General features: G+C 26.0%; 21 protein-coding genes and 1 pseudogene. 6 read left to right on the top strand and 16 right to left on the bottom strand.

All coding sequences use genetic code 11. From position 1 onward, the window contains the following. Position 1 precedes the first annotated feature (1 nt). From BVAF_RS01805 to prfA, 14 genes and pseudogenes are all read right to left on the bottom strand, one after another. Positions 2–1294, bottom strand: coding sequence for a FeS cluster assembly protein SufD (locus BVAF_RS01805; protein WP_013516683.1), 1293 nt, complete (start codon positions 1292–1294; stop codon positions 2–4). Beyond that, positions 1278–2018, bottom strand: a complete 741-nt coding sequence (gene sufC, locus BVAF_RS01800) for a Fe-S cluster assembly ATPase SufC (RefSeq protein ID WP_013516682.1) — start codon at positions 2016–2018, stop codon at positions 1278–1280. The genes BVAF_RS01805 and sufC overlap by 17 nt, the downstream gene beginning before the upstream one ends. 73 nt (positions 2019–2091) lie before the next feature. Then, a complete protein-coding gene (gene sufB, locus BVAF_RS01795; RefSeq protein WP_013516681.1) occupies positions 2092–3591 on the bottom strand; it encodes a Fe-S cluster assembly protein SufB in 1500 nt (499 codons plus the stop codon). 11 nt (positions 3592–3602) lie between these two features. Further along, positions 3603–3992, bottom strand: coding sequence for an iron-sulfur cluster assembly accessory protein (locus BVAF_RS01790; RefSeq protein ID WP_013516680.1), 390 nt, complete (start codon positions 3990–3992; stop codon positions 3603–3605). A gap of 323 nt (positions 3993–4315) precedes the next feature. Beyond that, complete coding sequence (locus BVAF_RS01785; protein WP_013516679.1) at positions 4316–5332, bottom strand: lipoate--protein ligase; 1017 nt, start codon at positions 5330–5332, stop codon at positions 4316–4318. A 205-nt stretch (positions 5333–5537) separates the two neighbouring features. Beyond that, positions 5538–7949, bottom strand: coding sequence for a phenylalanine--tRNA ligase subunit beta (gene pheT / locus BVAF_RS01780; RefSeq protein ID WP_013516678.1), 2412 nt, complete (start codon positions 7947–7949; stop codon positions 5538–5540). 44 nt (positions 7950–7993) lie between these two features. Then, positions 7994–9007: a phenylalanine--tRNA ligase subunit alpha gene (pheS, locus tag BVAF_RS01775; protein ID WP_013516677.1), complete on the bottom strand. Its 1014-nt coding sequence runs from the start codon at positions 9005–9007 to the stop codon at positions 7994–7996. Between the two features lie 82 nt (positions 9008–9089). Then, complete coding sequence (gene rplT / locus BVAF_RS01770) at positions 9090–9443, bottom strand: 50S ribosomal protein L20 (RefSeq protein WP_044026129.1); 354 nt, start codon at positions 9441–9443, stop codon at positions 9090–9092. A gap of 94 nt (positions 9444–9537) precedes the next feature. Beyond that, positions 9538–9735: a 50S ribosomal protein L35 gene (gene rpmI, locus BVAF_RS01765; protein WP_013516675.1), complete on the bottom strand. Its 198-nt coding sequence runs from the start codon at positions 9733–9735 to the stop codon at positions 9538–9540. A gap of 42 nt (positions 9736–9777) precedes the next feature. Beyond that, positions 9778–10377, bottom strand: a complete 600-nt coding sequence (gene infC / locus BVAF_RS01760) for a translation initiation factor IF-3 (protein WP_083826951.1) — start codon at positions 10375–10377, stop codon at positions 9778–9780. 5 nt (positions 10378–10382) lie between these two features. Further along, a pseudogene (thrS, locus tag BVAF_RS01755) lies at positions 10383–11603 on the bottom strand (threonine--tRNA ligase); the annotation flags it as partial. Positions 11604–12410: 807 nt separating this feature from the next. After that, on the bottom strand, positions 12411–13247 hold the full coding sequence (gene kdsA, locus BVAF_RS01750; protein ID WP_013516672.1) for a 3-deoxy-8-phosphooctulonate synthase: 837 nt from the start codon (positions 13245–13247) through the stop codon (positions 12411–12413). A 60-nt stretch (positions 13248–13307) separates the two neighbouring features. Continuing rightward, entirely contained in the window at positions 13308–14153 is an 846-nt protein-coding gene (gene prmC / locus BVAF_RS01745) for a peptide chain release factor N(5)-glutamine methyltransferase (RefSeq protein WP_013516671.1), read from the bottom strand. Next, a complete protein-coding gene (gene prfA / locus BVAF_RS01740) occupies positions 14153–15235 on the bottom strand; it encodes a peptide chain release factor 1 (protein WP_013516670.1) in 1083 nt (360 codons plus the stop codon). Before prfA ends, prmC begins: the two co-directional genes overlap by 1 nt. A 515-nt stretch (positions 15236–15750) precedes the next feature. Here prfA and lolB point away from each other — a divergent pair. From lolB to ychF, 5 genes are all read left to right on the top strand, one after another. Beyond that, positions 15751–16368 (top strand): lipoprotein insertase outer membrane protein LolB, encoded by a 618-nt coding sequence (gene lolB / locus BVAF_RS01735; RefSeq protein WP_013516669.1) that lies wholly within the window; start codon positions 15751–15753, stop codon positions 16366–16368. After that, entirely contained in the window at positions 16368–17234 is an 867-nt protein-coding gene (gene ispE / locus BVAF_RS01730) for a 4-(cytidine 5'-diphospho)-2-C-methyl-D-erythritol kinase (protein ID WP_044026190.1), read from the top strand. Before lolB ends, ispE begins: the two co-directional genes overlap by 1 nt. A 113-nt stretch (positions 17235–17347) precedes the next feature. Next, positions 17348–18292, top strand: a complete 945-nt coding sequence (locus BVAF_RS01725; protein ID WP_013516667.1) for a ribose-phosphate pyrophosphokinase — start codon at positions 17348–17350, stop codon at positions 18290–18292. A gap of 130 nt (positions 18293–18422) precedes the next feature. Then, positions 18423–18926 carry an aminoacyl-tRNA hydrolase gene (pth, locus tag BVAF_RS01720; RefSeq protein ID WP_236608337.1) on the top strand — a complete coding sequence of 168 codons (504 nt, stop codon included), beginning with the start codon at positions 18423–18425 and terminating at the stop codon, positions 18924–18926. A gap of 209 nt (positions 18927–19135) precedes the next feature. Continuing rightward, positions 19136–20206, top strand: a complete 1071-nt coding sequence (ychF, locus tag BVAF_RS01715) for a redox-regulated ATPase YchF (RefSeq protein WP_013516665.1) — start codon at positions 19136–19138, stop codon at positions 20204–20206. A gap of 126 nt (positions 20207–20332) precedes the next feature. Here ychF and BVAF_RS01710 read toward each other — a convergent pair whose 3' ends face one another. After that, positions 20333–21043 carry a Bax inhibitor-1/YccA family protein gene (locus tag BVAF_RS01710; protein ID WP_013516664.1) on the bottom strand — a complete coding sequence of 237 codons (711 nt, stop codon included), beginning with the start codon at positions 21041–21043 and terminating at the stop codon, positions 20333–20335. A 184-nt stretch (positions 21044–21227) separates the two neighbouring features. Further along, a complete protein-coding gene (gene gpmA, locus BVAF_RS01705) occupies positions 21228–21935 on the bottom strand; it encodes a 2,3-diphosphoglycerate-dependent phosphoglycerate mutase (protein WP_013516663.1) in 708 nt (235 codons plus the stop codon). 238 nt (positions 21936–22173) lie between these two features. On the opposite strand from gpmA, the gene pgl reads away from it, so the two are divergent. Further along, entirely contained in the window at positions 22174–23205 is a 1032-nt protein-coding gene (pgl, locus tag BVAF_RS01700; protein WP_013516662.1) for a 6-phosphogluconolactonase, read from the top strand. The last annotated feature ends 262 nt before the right edge of the window (positions 23206–23467 follow it).

Raw genomic sequence — 23467 nt, 5'->3', positions numbered from 1 at the left:
ATTACATTCCTGATAAGATATGATTAATTTTTTGTGTTGTTACGTCTTGCAGAAACGGGTGCGTAATGTTTTTTGTAATTTCTATAGTAAATGCATAAATTAACATATTAATTGCATCTTTTTTTACAATACCTCGTGTATTTAAATAAAATACATGATTCATATCAATACATCCTACTGTTGCTCCATGACCACATTGAACAGAATCGGAATAAATTTCGAGCTTTGGTTTGCTATATACCGAAGCAGATTTATTTAATAATAAATTATTATTAGTCATTTTACTATCAGTTTTTATAGAATTTTTATTGACTTTAATTAAACCCTGAAATACTCCAGTACTATGATCATTTGCTATAATTTTATGTAATTGCTCACTTGTAGCATGATTTTGATTATTATGTTCTACATATGTTTGTATTTTACCAATTTCTTTATTTAATAAAATAGTTAAACTATTTAAAGATAAAAATGATTGGGAGTGATTAATTTTAGAATTTATTTGATGGGATGTAAATTTAGAACCTGAAATAATAAATACGTTGCTATTTGCATGAGCGCAACTATTGATATTGATATCCTGATTTGATATATGATAGCTGGATTGATTTTCATATATTAAACTAATATGATTGAGTTTAGATTGTTTGCCTATAAGGATGGATGATCTAGTATTAAACAAATAACTATTTTCATTTATACCAACGAAATGTTCTATAATAGATGTGTTAGTGTATTGTTCTGTTTCTAAATAATAGTGAGAATTCGATAGAGATAACTGATTAGGTATTTTAGTGCCTGAATTAATATGTAGTAAATATAATGGTTTTTTTGTTTCAATTGATTTAGGTAATTTTATATGTATTGTAGTATCACTTAAACATTCAGTTAAATACGAGAACATTGTTGGACAAATGGGAGGATTAAATATGTTATACCGCTTAGAACCTTGATGGATTGTTAATATCCATGGATCAATTATTTTATCGCTGAATTTGAAGGAAAATTGCCCATTAATAAATACCACACGATAACAGTCGATAGGAAGTTTTATGGAATTGTATAGACATATATCAATATTTAAATTTGAATTAATTATAAAATGATATTTCGACAAATTTTCAAAGAAATTAAAATTATTAAGATTATATGTATTATCTGTTGCTTTATATTTTTTTACAAATTCCCAATGTTTGATATCTGCATTAGAAAGACAATTATTATGTTGTTGTTTGAATAATAGATACCATTGGCGCAATATTTGAGTTTTACTATCCTTAACATATCCAACCATAACCTTTTTCCTCGAGTTTGGTGACTAATGTTAGATCTCCGGATTTCCTAATATGACCTTTATATAAAATATGTACATAGTCTGGTTTAATATATTCTAAAATTCTTTCATAATGAGTGATAATGATGAATGCTCGTGTTTTATTACGTAAAAAATTAAGTCCATTATAAACAATTTTGATAGCATCAATATCTAATCCAGAATCTGTTTCATCTAAAATGCATAATATGGGTTCTAACATCATCATTTGCAATATATCATTTCGTTTTTTTTCTCCCCCTGAAAATCCAACATTTACTGATCTAGATAATAAATCTTCAGGCATTTTTAATAATTTCATTTTTTCTTGAACAGAATTAAGAAATGTAAAACGATCTATAGGAGGTTGTTTTCTGTATTTTCTAAGCGCGTTAACAGCACTATATAAAAACAATTGATTGCTAATACCTGGAATTTCTACCGGATATTGTAATGCTACAAAAATTCCTTCTCCTGCGCGTTCCTCTGGTTTTAATGATAGCAAGTCTTTTCCTTTAAATAAAATTTTTCCATTAGTAACAATATAATTTTGTTGACCAGATATGACAGATGATAATGTGCTTTTTCCAGATCCATTGGGTCCCATAATTATATGTATTTCCCCAAAATTAATTTCTAAATTGAACTTTTTAAGAATAGATGTTTCTTGTATATTAACATTTAAGTTTTGTATTGATAGTAGCACTTTTTTATTCCTCTGATATTTATGAAATTTTTGTCGAATTAAAAATATATTATCTTTAATGTAAACTATGATTTTATCCTACACTATGCTCTAAGGTTATTTCTAATAATTTACGAGCTTCAACAGAAAATTCTAAAGGTAATTCTGATAATATCTCCTTGCAGAATCCATTTACAATCATAGAAATAGCATTATCTTCAGTAATGCCACGTTGTCTACAATAAAATAATTGATCATCATTAATTTTTGAGGTTGTGGCTTCATGTTCTAGTTGAGCGGTATTATTATGAGATTCTATGTACGGAAAAGTATGAGCCCCACATTTGTTGCCAATCAACATGGAATCACATTGAGTAAAGTTTCGTGCGTGAAAAGCAGTTGGCATAATTTTCACTAATCCTCGGTAAGTGTTTTGACTATTACCGACAGAAATTCCTTTTGAAATAATAGTAGAACGAGTATTTTCTCCAAGATGAATCATTTTTGTACCAGTATCAGCTTGTTGAAATCCATTGGTGATAGCTACTGAAAAAAATTCTCCAACAGCATTATTACCTTTTAAAATGATACTTGGATATTTCCAAGTTATAGCGGATCCGGATTCAGATTGGGTCCAAGACATTTTAGAATTTTCTTCAGCGCATAATGCTCGTTTAGTAACAAAATTTAAAATTCCGTTTTTAGAGTTTTTCGTGTTTCCAGAAAACCAATTTTGTACTGTTGAATATTTGACTTGAGCATTTTTTAACACGATAACTTCTACTACAGCTGCATGAAGCTGATAATTATTATGGGCTGGAGCTGAACATCCTTCAATATAACTGACATAACTACCTATATCTGCAATTAAAATTGTACGCTCAAATTGGCCAGTGATTTTTGAATTTATGCGAAAGTATGTAGATAATTCCATAGGGCATCGTACATTTTTAGGAATATATATAAAAGTTCCATCAGACATTACTGCAGCGTTTAATGCAGCAAAAAAATTATCATTAAAGGATACTACTGTTCCTAAATATTTTTGTACTAAGTGAGGATAATCATGAATAGCATCATTCAAAGAGCAAAAAATGATTCCTTTTTTTAATAAAGTTTGTCGATATGTAGTAGATACAGAAACAGAATCAAAAATCGCATCAATTGCTACTTGCCCTTCGTCATTGAGTGGTATACCTAATTTATTAAATGTTTTTTCTACTTCTTTATTTAAAAATTTAGATTTATCTGAAGTATTTACTGGATCGTTTTTTTGTTTATTGTTTTGATTATTTGCAGTGCAAATGGGAGCTGAATAATAACTATAAGCATTGTAGTCTAATTTGTCGTAATGTCCTTTTAACCAATGTGGTTCTTTCATATTTTTCCACGCATGATACCCTGATAATCTAAACTTTAACATCCATGCTGGTTCTAATCTTTTTTTTGAAATAGCTCTAATTACGTTTTCATTAATTCCTTTATTAAATTCTTCACTTTGTAACGTTGTAAAAAATCCCTCTTTATAATTTATTGTATTTTTATGTTTGAATTTTGGATCTATATCATCCATATTAGAAATTTTATTTAACATAATTATTATACCTATTTATATATTCTAAAACTTTCTCCACAACCACAGTGAAATTGAGCTTTAGGGTTATTAAATTTAAATGAATAGTTTAAACCGTCCTGAATGTAATCTAATTCTGTACCGTCAATAATAGGCATGATATTTATTGGAACGAATAGTTTAGCTCTATTATGTTCATAAACTACGGTATTTTGTTCAGGATAAAACACTTTACTTAATTGATAAGTTAATCCAGCACATCCTGATTTTTTAATGGTTATTTTTAATCCTAAAATTTTTGATTCTCTATTTATTAATTGAAGAATGTGCTGTGCTGCAGAATCTGTTAATGTAACTCCTTTCCAAGGAATGTTTTTATTGGATTTTAAAAATGTATTACTATGTACAATAGTGTTTTGCATTGTAACTACCCATTAAAATTAATTAATTTTTATAAAATTATAATTAGCGTTTATTAAAATTTGTTGAAATAATTGAAGAATATGTCAATATTCTCTTTATTTTTTTTTTAAAGATTACATAAATAATTATTTATTTACGTAATTAAATGCATAAATTACAGAGTATAGTTAATATTATTATTAATATAATACAATAGTTATTATAAATTTTTCAGCATTATATGTGCCTCGATTAACTTTTAGTCTTATAATAGTTATATATAATTTAAATAACTTTTGAGACAATGGTATATATTTTATACTAAAATAGTTTAAAATATTAATTAAATAATACTCTTTACTAACCAAAGTTTTACTTCTTCTAATTCTTTTAATTTAGGCCAATTTTCCATCCATTTTATACAGCAGTTTTGTATACTACTAGAATTATACGGGATTCCTATTAGTTTTTTTGATAGTTCTTCTAATGGAGCAGGATCTAAGCTATCAGTAAAAATTTGACTACGATTGATTATTCCATGTTCAATGTCAAAGTGTAGTTCTACTCCTCCCCAATCAAATCTTTTGTCTAATAAATGAGTAAATGATGGGGTATTGCCAAAATTCCAATCCCAACTACGTTGTTTATTAAATTGTTTAGAAAATTCTATTACATGATTCAAATCATTTATAGAAATTAATTCTGGTTGTTGTTCAGATGCTTGATGATATTTAAAGAAAGCTTGTTGTATCGTATGACAAACTTCTTCATGATCAATATCTGGTTTTAGTTTGTTAAGGTTAATTATTCTTGATTTTATGGAAGAAATACCTTTACTTTCTAATTTTTTAAAATCTGGGTTTAAATAATAAGTTAATTTATTGAGATTTACATTTAACAGTAACGTACCGTGATGTAATTGGCGATCCGTTGTTTTACGATACGCAGATCCACTAATTTTTCGTTGTCCTTGTGTTGTATCTACAACTATATCGTTTCTTCCGGAAATTATAGCTTTAATTCCTAAAGTATTTAATCCATTTAAAATTATGTTTAAAGATATATTTTTGTTATATTTTGGTTGAGTAGACATAAAAGTAAAGCAGGTATTTCCTAAATCATGAAATACAGCTCCTCCTCCACTATATCTCCGAGCTAACTTAATTCCATCTCGGGTCATACGGCGGGTATTACATTCTTTCCAAGCATTTTGAGCTCTTCCAATAACTACTGTGTTTTGATTTCTCCAAAGAAATAATATGGATTGATTTTTCTCCATATTTTGAAATGTATGTTCTTCTAAGGATAAATTAAACCATGGATTATAAGAGTTAGAAACTAACAATCGTAGAGACGTCATAATTTTTCCTTTATAATAAGCTTAATAAAAATTAGTATTACTTTTAATGTATGGATATAAATAATTTTATTATATTGTACAATAAATAAAATTATAAACAGTTATTTAATATCATTTTTTTATAAAAGGTATTCTTTATTATAAGAACAATACAGTTTATTGATAAATTTAATAAGAGTTTAAGATAATTCTAAAAAATAAAATTTTATCTTAAAATAATATGAAAACGTTTTTGTAATGTAATAATACATGTATTCAGTATTTCTTTAATTTCTTGTTCTTGGAATGTATGCGTATTACTTTGAAAAGTTAGTTTAATAGTAAAGCTTTTGAATCCAATTGGAATTTTTTTTCCTGTATATAAATCAATTAATTTAATGCAAATCAATTGATTAATATTAAGTTTTTTTAATTCATCAATTACAGCTGATGCAGAAATGTATATTGGTAGAACAAAAGAAATATCTCGATGATTTTTCGGAAATTTAGAAACAGAGGTAATTTGAGATAATGTAAATTTAGGGATTGCATCCCAAAATAATTCAAACATCAATATATTTGCACGTAAACCTAATAAATGTTGTATTTTAGGATGAATCATTCCTATATATCCTATTAGTATATTATTACAATATATTTCAGCTCTTTGTCCAGGATGTAGTGCAGGATGAATACAGCTTTTAAATATAATTTGATTGTGTCTATAAATCATATTTAATACAGATTCCACATCTCCTTTAATGTCATAAAAATCTATTGAAGATATTTTTGAGTCCCAATGTTCGTTATTTTTAAATTCGGATCTTATTCCGGATAACATAAATTGGTGAGATACTTGGTCATTATTATTTTTATTTGGGATAAAACACATTCCACTTTCAAATAATCGAATATCTTTTTGTTGTCTATTTTGATTATATAACATCGTTTTAATAAGGCCTGGCCATAAAGATAATCTCATAACAGACATTTCTTGATTTATAGGATTAATTAAAGTGAATGGAGTTATATCTTGAAATTTCATTAATTTTTGAATATTAGGATTTATAAAACTATATGTAATTATTTCTTGATATCCTCGATCTATTAATATAATTTTGGATTTAGATAATGTAACTGTTTCATTTGAAAGTTGGGTATGCAGAGAATTTGGGATTAATACAGTTTTAATTGAATCTTGTGGGATTTTGTTATATCCATATATACGTATAATTTCAGATATTAAATTTTCTTCTATATTGATATCAAAACGCCAAGTTGGAATCGATACAATCCATAGATTATCTTTGACATTTATTTTAAAACCCAGACTTTTTAAAATATTTGAAATGTCTTGAGTTTCTACATGAAAACCAAGTATTGAATTTAATTTAGCCCGTTGTAATTTAATTTTTTTTATTTTAGGTATAAATTTTTTATTAATAATTTTTATAGTTGGGCCTACATGTCCATTGCAATTTTTTATTAATAATTCCGTAAAATAATTTAACGTTAACTCAGATATGTTGCAATCTACTCCTCGTTCATATTGCATTGTATAAAAATGATGGAAATTATACAATTTAGATTGTTTTATGATTACTGTTGGATCTAAAAAAGAAACTTGTATAAATATATTAGAAGTTTTTAGAGAAATATTTGATTTATTTTCTATTTCAAGCCCAGCAATAGCTAATGGCTTATTACGATCAGAGATAATTAATGTGTTTTCAAATAGTTTAATATTGATATTTTTTTCATCAAAGATTAATTTTTCACCTGGTTTAGATAATCTTATAATAATTTCGTTTTTATTAATTTTTTCGTAATCATATATATGTATTGGATGTCCTAATTCTAATACAACATAATTTGTAATATCTTCTACTATATTTGTTGAACGAATTCCACAGCGACGTAATTTCTCTTGTATTTTTAGAGGAGTAGGAACGTTAATATTGATATTTTTTATAATTTTACCTAAAAATTTAGGGCAAAATTTTGGTTCTTCAATCCTAATAGGAATAGTTTCATGAGTAGTTGGAATAATAGTATTGATTATTAGTTTTTTTAATTGTAATTTATTTATAGAAGCTATTTCTCTAGCAAGTCCAATTATACTTAAACAATCTCCTCTGTTAGGGGTGATGTCAACATCAATTATTTTATCATTTAAATCTAAGTAATCGTAAAAATCATATCCGATAGGTGCATTATCAGGTAACTCTATAATATCTTTTCTATTATTATGTAGACCTAATGTTGAAAAAGTACATAAAATACCTTCTGATTTTATACCTTGTATAATTTTTGATGTAACCACTTGACCATCTGGTAATAGAGCCCCTATGTTTGCTACAACTACCTTCATTTTTTTTCTATAATTAATGTGATTATCAGAAATAATGCTGATTAATTTGTTAGTACCATTATTTATGGTAATAATCCATGTATTATCAACATTTGGATGTATTTTAAAGTTTATAATTTCTGCAATAACTACCCCGTAAAACTTATTTAAAATAATAGATTGAGTTTCATTTACATTAAATCCAGCCATGGTTAATTGATTTATTAGCTCATTATGAGTAACCGGTGGGTTGGTCCATTTTCGTAACCATAGTTCGCTATATTTCATAATAAATTGCTCCTTGATACAATATATATAATTGTATTGAAATATTAAAATTGATTAAGAAATTGTATATCATTCTCGAACAGAACTCGCATGTCGGTAATGTGGTATAATAACATTGCTAATCGTTCTATTCCTATTCCAAAAGCAAAACCTGAAAATTTTTTTGTATCGATACCTACATTACTTAATACTTTTGGATGTATCATTCCGCATCCTAATAATTCTATCCATTTATCCTCCGGTTGTTTTGATTGGATGGTATTGGTAGTATATAAAATATCTATTTCTGCGGAAGGTTCAGTGAACGGAAAATAAGAAGGCCTAAAACGTAAAGTTATATCTTTTTTGAAAAAATTATGTAAAAAGTCATATAATATTTTTTTTAGGTTCATTAAATTTAAATTAGAGTCTACCATAAAACCCTCTATTTGATGAAACATGGGAGTGTGTTTGTTATCATAATCTTTTCGATATACTTTTCCAATAGACATGATACGCATTGGAGGAGTTTCATAAAGCATACAACGTATTTGAATTCCAGAAGTATGGGTTCTAAGCAATAGGTTTGTGTCAAACCAAAAAGTATCATGTTGATTTCTAGAAGGATGATTCTTAGGAATATTTAAAGCATCAAAATTAAAGTAATCATTTTCGATTTCTGGTCCATCTACCTCTGAAAACCCTAAATGATTGAAAAATATTTTTGTTTGCTCTATAACGCTAGTTATAGGATGAAATGCACCTATTTCTGATTGACGACCAGGTAAAGTAATGTCCGATATTTGTGTGTGTAAAGAGTGTTTTATAATTTGTGATTGTATTGTTTTTTTTTGTTTCAGAAATAAATTATATATGTCTTTTTTTGCTTGATTTATAGAAGCTCCCAATTCTGGATTCATATTTAATTTTGTAGGATTTAATAATTTAAGTTGTTGATTTATATATCCATTTTTTCCTAGAAAAGCAACTCGTATAGACTCTAAATCCCCTATATTGTTAGATGCTATTAATTTTTTTTTTGCCTGATTTACCAAATTGTCTAATAGATTTTTTAGCATTTTATTTTAAGAAATTGTTCATAATATATTATATATAATGTTTAATGTAATATTGTATAAAATAGTGTATATATGTTGTGTCTCATATAGTTTTTACAGAATTTTTTATAATACTGAAAAAGCTTACTTTATCAGATTGAGCTAATTTGGCGAGTATTTTTCTATTAATATTAATAGAAGATTTACGTAAGGCATTTATTAGGATATTATAAGTAATACCATACTGACGAGATGCTGCATTAATTTGATTAATCCATAATTTTCTAAACAAACGTTTTTTTTGTCGACGATCGCGATATGAGTATTGTCCAGATTTTAAGATTGATTGATAAGCAACTCGATATGTTCGTGACCGAGCTCCGTAATAACCAGATGCTTGTTTTAAAATTTTTTTATGTCTAGCACGAGCTATAATGCTATTTTTTACACGAGTCATCATATATGCCCCTTTGAATATATGAATAATTTATTTGTTATAATGTTATCATTCTTATAATTTGTGTATATCATTAAAGCACATATCTACTTTTTTATATATAGGGTAAAATTTTTGTAATTTTGCTTATATACATGTTAGATAAAACAGATCTGTGTCTTAAATGACGTTTAAGTTTTGAAGATTTTTTAGTTAAAATATGTCTAGTGTAGGCATGTTTATATTTATATTTACCTGAAGATGTTTTGGTGAATCTTTTTTTAGCACTTTTTAATGTTTTAATTTTAGGCATAGACTATTCTCAATCAGTGTAGATTAAACCATCAATTATTTTTTAATTTATTATGTCATGATTAGTATCATTGTTATAATTTTTAGAATAATTTGTTTTATTAATAATTTTTTTTGGAATTAAAATCATAGTCATTTGTCGTCCTTCAATTTTTTTTGGAAAAAATTCAATTGTTGCTAGTTCATGTAGCTCATTGCGTATACGGTATAATACTTTCATTCCAATCTGATGATGAATTAATTCTCCACCTCGGAAACGTAAAGTAATTTTAATTTTACAGCCTTCACTTAAAAATTTAATTATATTACGTAATTTTGTTTGATAATCGCCTTCGTCAGTAGAAGGTCGAAATTTTATTTCCTTAACGTGAATTATTTTTTGTTTTTTCTTTTGTTCTTTTGTCGATTTACTTTTTTCATATAAAAACTTTCCGTAATCCATGATCTTACATACTGGAGGATCAGAATTTGGGCTAATCTCAACTAAATCCAATCCAACTGATTCAGCTTGTTTAATTGCTTCATTAAAATCCACAATTCCAATTTGTTTACCATCTACTCCGGTTAATCTAGTTTTATGTAAAGTAATTTCTCTATTAATACGATGCAATCTAAATGATTGCATCTTTTTTCCAATTTTAATAATATCTATTCCTCCAATTGATTAAAATTATAAGTATTAATTTCTTGTTTTAATTTTTGTATAAATGTATCTATATTATAATTGTTAATTTTTCTACCTCGGAAAGTACGTATAGATATTGTACCGTGATCTACTTCTGAATTTCCACATATTATCATATAAGGTACTCTATGCATGGTATGTAATCGAATTTTACATCCTATTTTTTCATTCCTTAAATCTATTTGTACTCTGAAATTCTCAAATTTTAACCTATTCGCTATATTAGTTACATATAAAGATTGTGCATCAGTAACATTCATTAAAACAATTTGCGTAGGAGCCAACCATGTTGGTAAAAAACCTGAATATTCCTCAGTGATCAAACCAATAAATCTTTCTATAGATCCTAAAATAGCTCTATGAATCATTACTGGAATTTGATATTTGTTATTGTTATCTATGTATTTAGCCTTTAGTAATTTAGGTAAAGAAAAATCTAATTGTACTGTACCGCATTGCCAAGCTCTTTTTAAAGAATCAAGTAAAATAAATTCTATTTTAGGTCCGTAAAAAGCTCCATCTTGAGGTTGATATGTAAATTCGATGTTCTTTTTTTGAAGAATATGAACTAAACATTGTTCCGTAATATCCCATATTGAATCTTCCCCAATTCTTTTTATTGGTCGAGTGGATAATTTAACTATTATTTTTTTAAAACCAAATGTATGATAAACATCATACATCATTTTTATGCAATAGTTTAATTCAGTTGGTATTTGTTCGATAGAACAAAAAATATGCGCATCATCTTGTGTAAATTCTCTTATTCTCATAAGGCCGTGTAGTGATCCAGAAGGTTCATTTCTATGACAATGACCAAATTCTGCTATACGAAGAGGTAAATCTTTATATGATTTTATACCATAATTAAAAATTTGAATATGGCCTGGACAATTCATAGGTTTAATGCAATATGTACGATTTTCTGAAGCAGTAATGAATATATGTTCATAATAATTATCCCAATGTCCCGTTTTTTTCCATAATTCCTGATCGATCATAATTGGACTTTTTACTTCTTGATATTGATATTGTTGAAGTTTTTTTCTAATAAATTTTTTTAATTCTTGAAAAATAATCCACCCATTTTTATGCCAAAATATCATACCTGGAGCATCGTCTTGTGTATGAAATAAATCTAGTTGATTTGAAAGGGTACGATGATCTTTTTTTTTGTATTGTTGAAAGTGATTATCCATAATAATCAGGTTTATCTTAATGATTACTTTTATATTAAATTAACAGGTATATTATATATTTAATGCTTTTTAAATGTATACATATGAAATCTGTTTTATTGTTTAAGTTTATAAACTTTTTTTATATTATATTATGTTTAATTAGAATTTTATTCTTATTTAGTATAATTGAATTATCAATAAGTCTAAAATTAATTTTTTTCTCTAAATTTAAAATTATTATTGTGTTGTATATTTAAAAATTATTATATCTAATTTTACTAAACAATTTTTTATAAAAAATCATACTATTTTTAAAAAATTTTTATGTATTAAGTATATTAGGTAATACCTTCTAAAGGTAATTTAAAACTAGATAAATGCAGGGTATATTTTAATATGACAATATAATGAAGATATTAGTTTGTTATCTTGCATTTACTTATTTTTCATCACTAATAACTCTTACTAATATAGTAGCAAAAATGTACATTTCATAATATCATATTTAATATTTGTTGTTGTATGTTTTAAATTAAAATAAAAAATAATTAGTATTATTTTAATTAGTACATATATAAATAATTAATTTATTTAGAACGTAATTCTTATTTCAAGGTAAATAGAAGTACTGACAGTGTCAATTTATTCGTTATTGTATTACATAAAGTATAATATTAAGAATAGGTTGTTGTATTATAAGAAAATATACAAGTAATTATTGGATTCTGAAATAGAATTTTTTATTTTTAATTAAAAATAGGTTATTACCTGTAATTTATTGTCTTAAAAACTGCAAGTTATTTACTTATTTTATTTGAAAGATTTAACTAATTTATCAATAGCTTTGATTTGTTTTAAAAAATGTTCTAATTTCGTTAAAGGTAGCGCAGATTGTCCATCACATTTGGCTATATCAGGACAGGGATGAGCTTCTAAGAATATCCCAGCTATACCTACAGCAATGCTTGCTTTAGCAAGATCAAAGACTTGATTTCCTTTTCCTCCGGAGATAGAGCTTAATGGGGTACGGGTTTGTAAAGAATGTGTAACATCTACAAGAATTGGGTATCCTCCTGAAATATTACGCATTATATTTAATCCTAGTATATCTACAACTAAATTGTCATATCCAAAACACGTGCCTCGTTCACATAATATAGTATTGTAATTATTAAAAGAATGACACTTTTGAATTATATATTGAATTTGAGTTGGGTGCATATACTGAGGTTTTTTTATATTTATTACCGATCCAGTTTGTGCTATTGCTTTAATTAAATCTGTTTGTCGTGCCAAAAAAGCTGGTAATTGTATTACATCTACTACTTCTGATACAGCTTTAACCTGACTGATTTCATGTACATCAGTCATGAGCTTGATATTAAATGTTTTTTTCAATATTTGAAATAAATGCAATCCTGATTCTAATCCTGGTCCTCGATAAGAATGAATAGAAGTTCTATTTGATTTATCAAAAGACGCCTTGAATATGTAAGGTATATTTAACTTGCTAGTAACAGAAGTATAATGTTCACAAATTTTCATTACTGTATCATGTTCTTCTAGCACATTCATTCCTCCGAATAACACAAATGGTAAATCATTTGAAATTTGGATATCTCCAATATTGATCATGATATCATTCATATCCACTCCAATTATTTTTTGTATTATTTATTTCAATATTATGTTTTATTTATAAAATTATTATGTAGGTTTCCATTGACCACAGGTAATACGTTCACAATTATTATAGTCAAATTTTGTGCAAATATTAATAAACTGTTGCTTACTTAATAAATTTCTTACTTGTTTCCCTTGGTTCCATCCATGCTCTAAAAATATCCATCCAGATGGACACAAATAATATTTAGAGTATTGACAAATTATCATTAAATCTGATAATCCTGAATTTTTTGATATTAATGCATTTCTAGGTTCAAAATATACATCTTTAGATAGCCAATGTAAATCTTTTTTATTAATATAAGGTGGATTACTAACGATAAGATCAAATTTTTTTGAATTTTTTAAATATTTAAACCAATTTCCGTATATAAAATTTACATTTTTACAATCTAATAATAATTTATTTTTATGAGCTAAACTTAATGCTTGTTTCTGCTGTTCTATCCCAGTAATATTCCAAGACGGACGTTCTGATGCTAAAGTTAAAGCTATTGTGCCTACTCCAGTTCCTAAATCTAAAATTTCTACATTATCAGAATTAAAATTTAAATTTAATATTTGTTCTATTAAACATTCAGTATCTGGTCTAGGAATAAAAACTCCTGGCGATACCTTAAAATTTAAAGACCAAAACTCCTTTACCCCAATTATATGAGCAATAGGTTCTCCTTGAGACCGACGATTAATTAATAGTTGTAGTGTTTGTATTTGTTTAAAGCTTAAGTTCGTTTCTCCGAATGTTAATAATTGTATTTTAGATTTTCTAGTTACTTTTTGTAATAAAAGTTCTGCATCTAACTTAGGGCTAAGTGAATGCTTTAATTTTAAACAAGCTAAATTTAACCATTTATTCCAAGTTATCATTATAATTGTGTTAATTGATCTATTAGTTTAGAACGATATTTACATATAATAGGTTTTATTAAAATTCCTAAAGCTCCGTCCATAACATCACTTAATTTATATGATGTAAAATCGATACGATGGTCAGTAACTCGTCCTTGTTGAAAATTGTATGTACGTATCCGGTCGGAACGATCTCCAGAACCTATCAAGTTGCGTCTAAAATTAGATTCTTCAATTTTTCGACGTTTAATATTCATTGCATATAATCTAGAACGTAATATTGACAATGCTTTAGATTTATTCTTATGTTGAGATCGTTCATCTTGACATTCTACAGATAGTCCGCTAGGGATATGAGTAATTCGAATTGCTGAATCTGTTGTATTTACATGTTGTCCTCCTGCTCCTGATGATCGAAAAGTATCGATTCTTAAATCATTAGGGTTAATATTAGGTAATTTAATGTCAGGTATTTTTGGAATTACAGCTACTGTGCAAGTAGAGGTATGAATACGTCCTTGTGATTCAGTATATGGTACTCTTTGAACCCGATGTCCTCCAGATTCAAATTTTAATTGATTATAAGCTCCATTACAGGAAATTTTTGCAATAATTTCTTTATAACCTCCATATTCTCCATATGTAGCATGAATAATTTCTATATTCCATCGTTGTGTTTCTGCGTAACGCGTATACATTCGAAATAATTCTCCAGAAAATATAGCTGCTTCTTTTCCACCAGTACCGGCTCGTAGTTCAATAAAACAACCATATTTATCATTAGGGTCTGTTGGCAATAATAGAATTTTAATTTTTTTTTCAAGATTATTTTCTATTATATTTAATTTTTTTAATTCATCTAATGCAAGATCATGCAGATCTATATCAGTAAGTATTTCTTTAGTGTGAAGAATTTCTTTTTGTATATTTAACCATTGTTCAAAATAGGTCACTATATGAGCAAGATGAGCATATTCTTTAGATATGGAATGAAAATCTTTATTGTTTTGAATATGATTTGGATGTTCAATTAGTTGTTTTAATTTATAAAACCGTTCTTGTAAAATAGTTAATTTGTTTATTATAATGTCATGTAACATACATTTTTGATTTAACTATAAATGCAGCCTCTAATATTAGATAATATTTAATATTTTAATGATATTAAATATTGTTTATATTATTTAAATTATGATCATAATCTAATAAAACAAAATATATGTAACAGTTAGTAATAATGTACTTTGTATTATTTTATTCTCTTTATCAAAGATGATAAATTTCTATTGATTAGAATTGTATTGATATTTTAGATTTATTCAATATTATTAATATAATATTTTATAATCATAATTTTTATTTTTTAAATCAATTATATTTGTAAAATTTTAGTTGTCAATTAGCTCAAAATTAAATAATTAAATAAATAAATCCCGTAGCGCAAAGTATTATGAATTTATATAAAATATTGTGTTGATATTTTTGTTTATTATTTAAATTTTTATATAATAAATAAAGATTAATTTAAGTTGTTTATATTTAATATAAACACTATAAAATAGTATTATTATATCATTATGGATAAATAATTTATTATATTGTAGTTATTGTTCTGATGTATCAAAATATATATTTTTTTCAATTATTAAATATTGCAGTGCTAATATGTACTGCTTGTGTACATAATTACGATTCTGTTTTTGAAAAAAAAAGGTTGATGAATTCTTGGAGTATGCATCAGCAATTAATTTCGAAAATATTTTATTATCACATTCAAGGTAATATTGTTTATAAAGTTAATTCTAAACAAAAAATGTATTTAAATTTTATTTGGACTCAGAATGATAACAATAATTGTAATATTAAATTATTTAATATTTTTGGTTTAACTATTATTTCTATTTCCTTGAAGAACGGTATAATATACGTTACATCAAATTTAATGTTTCAAGATGAAGAATTTAAAAACAATGTTCGAGTATGGTTAACAAATACTAATTTTTTTAAAGAACAATTACAATCTTGGATTTTAGGTTTGCCTGGTTATCACTCAAAATATTATTTAAATAGTATGGGTACTTTATCTAAAGTAAATTGTTTGTATGATAATAAAAATATATGTATTTTTTATCGACTTTATTTTACTAATAATAAACCTATGTTGCCTAAAATTTTAGAAATACATTATGAAAAATATTTCATTAAATTACATATAAATAATTGGAGTATGTGATAATGCATCAATGGGTGGTATCTCCAGGAAAACTAAATTTATTTTTATATGTGACCGGTCGTCGTTCAGATGGCTATCACTATTTGCAAACATTATTTCGATTGTTAGATTATGGGGACAATATGAAATTTTTTGTAACAAAAAATGGGTGTATTCGACTATTTAATACAAATAATAATATTATATCTAATAATAATTTAGTTATACAAGCTGCTAAACTGTTACGTAAATTTTGTTTCAGATCGTGCCAAAAGAAACCAGGAGTAGATATTATTTTACATAAAAAATTACCTATAGGTTCAGGTTTAGGTGGAGGATCTTCTAACGCTGCTACTACATTGATGATTCTTAATCAAGAATGGCGATGTTTTTTGGAAAAAAAAGTACTTATGCGTTTAGGATTAATGTTAGGGGCAGATATACCAGTATTTATTAATGGATATTCAGCTTTTTCTGAAGGTATTGGAGAAAAATTAGTATCAATATTTTTACCTGAACGGTGGTATTTAATTATTATACCTCCAATTTATATCAATACGACTTGGGTGTTTGATGTGTATAGATCTGCATTTAATTATTACTCTCCATATCGTTCAGTAGAAAAATTACTGAATACTCCATTTTCTAATGATTTAGAGCCAATTGTAAAAAACATGTTTCCTGAAATAAAAAAGTATTTTTTTTATTTATCTAATTATGCATCAGCTCGATTAACAGGGACAGGGGCTTGTATTTTTTTTGAATTTTATAATAGATATTTAGCTTGTCAAAGTCAAAAATATTTACCAAATTGGATTAAAAGTATTGTAGTACGAGGAATTTATATCTCTCCCGTACATCAAATTTTATCAAAGATCAAAATTTAAGGAATAAATTATGTTTGCATGATATCTGTATGGTTATTTTAATTATAAAAATATTATATTTAGTTATTTATTTATTAATTTTTTTACAATAAGGTACAAATGTATTACTTATTATGAAATTATTTACTGGCAATGCTATTCCTGAACTAGCGCAACTTATTGCAGATCGATTGTATACTACACTTGGTAAGGCTTCTGTAGGTAGATTCAGCGATGGAGAGGTAAGCGTTCAGATTAATGAAAATGTACGTGGTGGAGATATTTTTATTATTCAATCTACTTGTGCACCTACAAATGATAATTTAATGGAATTAATTGTTATGGTAGATGCGTTAAGACGAGCATCTGCTGCCAGAATTACTGCTGTGATTCCATATTTTGGATATGCTCGTCAAGATAGACGAGTACGTTCTGCTAGAGTACCAATTACCTCACGGGTAGTAGCAAATTTTTTATCTAGTGTTGGGGTAGATCGTATTTTAACAGTAGATTTACATGCTGAGCAAATACAAGGTTTTTTTGATGTTCCAGTAGACAATGTGTTTGGTAGTCCTATTTTATTAGAAGATATGTTTCGACAAAATTTTAATAATCCTATAATTGTGTCTCCCGATATTGGTGGAGTAATTCGGGCTAGAGCTATTGCTAAATTACTTAATGATACTGATATGGCAATAATAGATAAAAGAAGACCTAGAGCTAATATTTCTCAAATTATGCATATTATTGGAGATGTATGTAATCGTGATTGTATTTTAGTGGATGATATGATTGATACAGGAGGAACATTATGTAAAGCTGCAGATGTGCTAAAAGAAAGAGGAGCAGGTCGAATATTTGCGTATGCTACTCATCCTATTTTTTCTGGAAATGCTTATGAAAATATACAAAAATCTATGATTGATGAAATTATCGTTTGTGATACTATTCCATTAAAAATAGTAATACAAAAATTACCTAATATACGTACTTTAACTTTATCAGGTATGCTTGCAGAAACAATTCGTCGTATTAGCAATGAAGAATCAATTTCTGCTATGTTTGAGTATCGAATATAAAAAATATTATTATTTGTATGAATACAATAAAGTATTTTTAAATGCTTATTATTTTAATAATTAAATCTGATATGCTTAATGGCATTTTTAATAAACAGTATAGTGTTTCAAATTTTATATTTTATTTAATATGACAATAAAACTTATTGTGGGGATAGGAAATATTGGGGCTGAGTATATAAATACTAGACATAGTATAGGTCATCGGTATATTCATATGCTGACAAAAAAATATAAAGTTAATTTGAAATTAGATAAAATTTTATCTGGATTTATAGGATCACTTACGATATGTAAGTCAATGACAGTGCAATTACTAATTCCTAATTCTTACATTAATGAGAGTGGGTTAGCGGTATATAAATATATGAAGTTATATCGGCTAGATTTAAAAGAATTATTGGTAGTTCATGACGAATTAGATTTATCTCCTGGGATGATCAGGATAAAGTTAGGGAATAAATTATATGAAAGTCATCGTGGAATTCAAAATATTATTAATAACCTAAGCAACCAATACGGTTTTTATCGTTTACGTATAGGCATTGGACGTCCTAAAAATAAAAATGAAATTGTAAATTTTGTATTAAGTTCTCCTTCTATTCATGAAAAAAAAAAATTGATTTTATCATGAATCAAGCGATATTATGTATCGAAGATATAATATTTGATAAATTTGTTAAAGTCATGAATCAATTGCACCCTAAAATATGAACGATTAACTAATATTTTTAAAATATTAATATTTTTTTATTTTACAATGAACTATATTGAGATCAAAATTATTTTGATGATCATGTGTATCTGTGTTTTATACATAAATAATTAAAGTTTTTTTATATTATGAAGATTAGTTGCGGGATTATTGGTTTGCCTAATGTAGGTAAATCGACGTTATTTAAAGTTTTAACTAAAATACCTGTTAAAATAGCTAATTTCCCTTTTTGTACTATTCAGCCTAATATTGCGGTAGTAAAAATCCCTGAATTTCGTTTGTATGAATTAAATCGTATAGTACATACACATAAAATAGTGCATGAAATAATAGAATTTACTGACGTTGCTGGTTTAATAGAAGGTGCTGCACATGGTATAGGTTTAGGTCCAAACATTTTAAATCATGTACAATTTATTAAAATATTCTGTCATGTAATACGTTGTTTTGATGATGATAATATTTGTCATATTAAGAATAATATAGATCCTTGTAGAGATATTAATATTATAAATACGGAATTAATTTTATTTGATATAGATAAATGTGAGAAATATATTTCTTTTATTAAAAAAAACTATAAAACGCAATATACAAGTATTAATCATGATCAACAGTTATATATATTGAAAAAATGTTTGGATCAGTTATATGAAGGTATTCTTTTGAGAAGTATTCAATGGTCTTTAATAGAAAAACAAAATATTCAAAAATTTAATTTTTTAACTTTTAAGCCAGTTATTTATATTGCTAATATTAATAAACAAAGTGAAAGTAACATTTATCTTCAACAATTACAAAAACTGACATCTAATCAAAATTATGCTCCAATTGTTTCATATTGTTTAGAAAATTCTAATACTAAATTAGTTTTAGAGTGCAAGAATACATATTCTATATTATTTAATTCTATTATTGAACATGTTATATCTTTGTTACAATTAAATACATTTTTTACTGTTAATTCTAAAATGATTCGAGCATGGACCTGTGTTAAAGGAGATACTGCATTTAATGTATCAGATAAGGTACATAGTGATTTTAAAAAAGGTTTTATTCGTGTTCAAGTAATCAAATTTTCTGATTTTATTGAAAATAAAGGAGAAATAGGAGGAAAGAAACATGGAAAAGTTCGCAATGAAAGCAAAATTTATTCTGTAGAAGATGGAGACATTTTGAAATTTTTATTTCGTATCTAAAATTTCTTATTTTAAGAAACTTAGTTAATTATCATGGATAATAACTTTCCTATTATACCTTGCGCTTCTCTGTTTTAAAAAAAGGCAGAAAGGTATAATAGGATGGGATAAAATTAAATTAACTAATTACCGTCTATTTCCAAATATACGAACCATCATTAAAAATAGATTAATGAAATCTAAATATAAGGTTAGAGCTCCTATAATTGAGTATTTACGAAATTGATCCTGATCTTCTATAGATAAAGATGCACCAATAGATTTTATCTTTTGCATATCATACGCAGTTAATCCTACAAATACTAGGACTCCAACATAGGTAATTATCCACATAATGGCTGTATTTTTTACCCACAAATTAACTAAAGAGGCTAGCATAATACCAATTAATGCCATTAGTAGTAAATTTCCAAAACTGCTTAAATCTCTTTTAGTTGTATATCCATACAATGTCATTGCTCCAAACATCCCGGATGTTACTAAAAAAGTACTAGAGATTGAAGATGTTGTATATAAAATAAATACACTAGATAGAGTTAAGCCAGTTAATACGGAATACAACATAAATAAAGTAGTTGCTAAAGATCCATTAAGTTTAATTACCATTCCAGATAAAACAAATACTAATGCTAACTGACTAATTACTAATCCAAAAAATATTATTTGGTTGGAAAATAAAAGTTGTAAAACTACAGGACTTTTAGAAGTATACCATGCAACAAAAGCAGTTAATAATAATCCACAAGACATCCATCCAAATACTTGAGATATAAATGGCTGTATTATAGTATTATCTCGATCAGATAATATGCCCTGAAAACGGGAAAATCGATCCATAATCCATCACCTTTTGATAATTAAAATAAAATTTCTGAGCATTATAAAAGAAACAATTATTTTTATCAACAAAATGTTATACAAATATAACATTTTGTTGATAAAAATAATTGTTTCTTTTATAATGCTCCCAATTGGTAGCATTATTTATATTTACAAATGAAAAACTTAAAAAATTACAAAATCAAGATAAATAATAATGTTTTATAGGTTGAAAATCACGATTAAATTCATATATTAATGGGGTCCCGGTAGGAACTTCAACTTTAGAAATTTCAGTTTCACTTAAACAGTTTAAAAATTTTATCATTGCTCTTATTGAATTTCCATGAGTGACGATAATAATCGTATGGTTATTATTATTGATGTCAGGAATAATAACGTTTTTCCAATATGGAATAACTCTATTTGCAGTTAACTCCAAACTTTCTCCATTAGGGAGATTATGAATTCCCATAATGTTGTAATGAATGTCATCTATTTCTGTAATTAGATTTTTATTTTTTACCCTACCTGGAGGGATATCTTTAAAATTACGGCGCCATTTTTGAATTGTTTCATAACCGTATTTTTTTATAGCTTCATCTTTATTTAATCCTTGTAAAGCTCCATAATGACGTTCATTTAATTTCCAAGATTTTTTTATTGGTAGCCATGCTTGATTTAGTTGATCTAAGATTATCCATAAAGTGTGTATCGCTCTTTTTAAAACAGAAGTATATCCGTAAGTAAAGATAAAATTATTCTTTTTAAGTAATTGACCAGCTTGTTTCGCTTCAAGATGACCTCTGTTTGATAAATCAATATCAACCCATCCAGTAAATCGATTATTTTTATTCCATTCACTTTCTCCATGTCTGACAAATACTACTTGAATTTTATTTATATTCATAAAAACTCACTATTTTATTTTTAAAAACATCATGTATAGTATAGCCTATAAAGATATTTAAATTAAATAAATATATATTTATTATATGCATTTATTTTAAATATCACTAATGTAATTACATATATATAAAATTTATGGTAAACATTTTTTATTATACATTTGTAGTTAAGAGATTTTAAAATATTAAAAATATATTATTTAAATAATATTGCATAATTATATTTATAAAATTAATAATATGAAATCAAAAATAACACAGATTGTTTATGTAGCTAGCCCTGAAAGTCAGCAAATTTATGTTTGGAAATTAGATGAATTTAAGGAATTATTAGAATTAATGCAAATAGTATCTACTTGTGGTCAAGCTCAACCTATGGCGATTAATCCTACTCAACGATTTTTATATGTTGGAATACGTCCTAATTTTAGTATTTATACTTATTGTATAAATCGAGAAGGATTATTAAACAAAATAAAAATTGTGAACATTGCAAGCAGTCCTACACATATTACTATGAATGCTCAAAGTACTTTTTTGTATTATGCATCTTACAATTATAATGCCATTAGTGTTATTGCTCTTGATGATTCAGGTATGCCCAATGATAATAATAGTATTGTGCAAACTATAGAAAATTTATTGGGTTGTCATTCAGTTAATATAGATAGAACTGAAAGGTTACTTTGGGTTCCATGTTTAAAAGAAAATGTAGTGAGATTATTTAATATAAATAAGCATAACGGAAAATTAATACCATACCATTTAAATTATATTAAAACTAAAATAGATTCCGGACCTCGTCATATGATTTTTCATAGATCTGCTGATTATGCGTATGTTATTAATGAATTTAATGGAACGATTAATGTATTATCATACAATATAAAAGAAAAATATTTATGTATTATACAAACAATAAATATATTACCTATTACTTATGGTGTTAACATAAACAAATTGTGGGCAGCTGATATACATATAACTCCTGATAGTCGTTGGGTGTATTGTTCTGATAGATTAACTAATACTATTAGTTATTTTGAAATACTTTCAGATACGAAAAAATTAAGGTTTATAGGATACAAACATACCGAAAAACAACCTCGTGGCTTTGCAATAGATAAAACAGGAAATTTTTTAATTGTTGCTGGCCAAAAATCTCATTGTATTTCTTTATATCGAATTAACTTAAAGAATGGAAAATTGAATTTTTTATCTCGCTATCAATCAGGAAAAGGGCCGATGTGGATCAATATTGTTTTTATATAAAAATTAATATATACAAAATATAATATTTCTATAAATATTAATAAAATACATATTTTTTTTATAAATTTATATTTTTTTGTTAAATTAACTAAATTTTAGTTGCTAATTGTAATAAGAATAAAGAAAATTATGTAATTTGTTTAAAATTTTTTAGTTTATCGCATTATATTAATGATGCGATTATAAATTACTGTAAGTACAGATAAATATTATATCTAGTACTAAATATTTTAAAGTGTATAGAATAGAATATATATCAAAA

This window comes from Candidatus Blochmanniella vafra str. BVAF, assembly GCF_000185985.2.
Taxonomy (GTDB): domain Bacteria; phylum Pseudomonadota; class Gammaproteobacteria; order Enterobacterales; family Enterobacteriaceae; genus Blochmanniella; species Blochmanniella vafra.
Note: the sequence above shows the minus strand (reverse complement) of the source record. Positions and strands in the feature narration are given on the sequence as shown.

Coding starts and splice junctions, on each gene's coding strand:
- BVAF_RS01805 (WP_013516683.1), bottom strand. CDS start 1,294: ATGGTTGGATATGTTAAGGATAGTAAAACTCAAATATTGCGCCAATGG.
- sufB (WP_013516681.1), bottom strand. CDS start 3,591: ATGTTAAATAAAATTTCTAATATGGATGATATAGATCCAAAATTCAAA.
- BVAF_RS01790 (WP_013516680.1), bottom strand. CDS start 3,992: ATGCAAAACACTATTGTACATAGTAATACATTTTTAAAATCCAATAAA.
- BVAF_RS01785 (WP_013516679.1), bottom strand. CDS start 5,332: ATGACGTCTCTACGATTGTTAGTTTCTAACTCTTATAATCCATGGTTT.
- pheT (WP_013516678.1), bottom strand. CDS start 7,949: ATGAAATATAGCGAACTATGGTTACGAAAATGGACCAACCCACCGGTT.
- pheS (WP_013516677.1), bottom strand. CDS start 9,007: ATGCTAAAAAATCTATTAGACAATTTGGTAAATCAGGCAAAAAAAAAA.
- rplT (WP_044026129.1), bottom strand. CDS start 9,443: ATGACTCGTGTAAAAAATAGCATTATAGCTCGTGCTAGACATAAAAAA.
- rpmI (WP_013516675.1), bottom strand. CDS start 9,735: ATGCCTAAAATTAAAACATTAAAAAGTGCTAAAAAAAGATTCACCAAA.
- kdsA (WP_013516672.1), bottom strand. CDS start 13,247: ATGAATGATATCATGATCAATATTGGAGATATCCAAATTTCAAATGAT.
- prmC (WP_013516671.1), bottom strand. CDS start 14,153: ATGATAACTTGGAATAAATGGTTAAATTTAGCTTGTTTAAAATTAAAG.
- prfA (WP_013516670.1), bottom strand. CDS start 15,235: ATGTTACATGACATTATAATAAACAAATTAACTATTTTACAAGAACGG.
- lolB (WP_013516669.1), top strand. CDS start 15,751: ATGTATCAAAATATATATTTTTTTCAATTATTAAATATTGCAGTGCTA.
- BVAF_RS01725 (WP_013516667.1), top strand. CDS start 17,348: ATGAAATTATTTACTGGCAATGCTATTCCTGAACTAGCGCAACTTATT.
- pth (WP_236608337.1), top strand. CDS start 18,423: ATGACAATAAAACTTATTGTGGGGATAGGAAATATTGGGGCTGAGTAT.
- ychF (WP_013516665.1), top strand. CDS start 19,136: ATGAAGATTAGTTGCGGGATTATTGGTTTGCCTAATGTAGGTAAATCG.
- BVAF_RS01710 (WP_013516664.1), bottom strand. CDS start 21,043: ATGGATCGATTTTCCCGTTTTCAGGGCATATTATCTGATCGAGATAAT.
- gpmA (WP_013516663.1), bottom strand. CDS start 21,935: ATGAATATAAATAAAATTCAAGTAGTATTTGTCAGACATGGAGAAAGT.
- pgl (WP_013516662.1), top strand. CDS start 22,174: ATGAAATCAAAAATAACACAGATTGTTTATGTAGCTAGCCCTGAAAGT.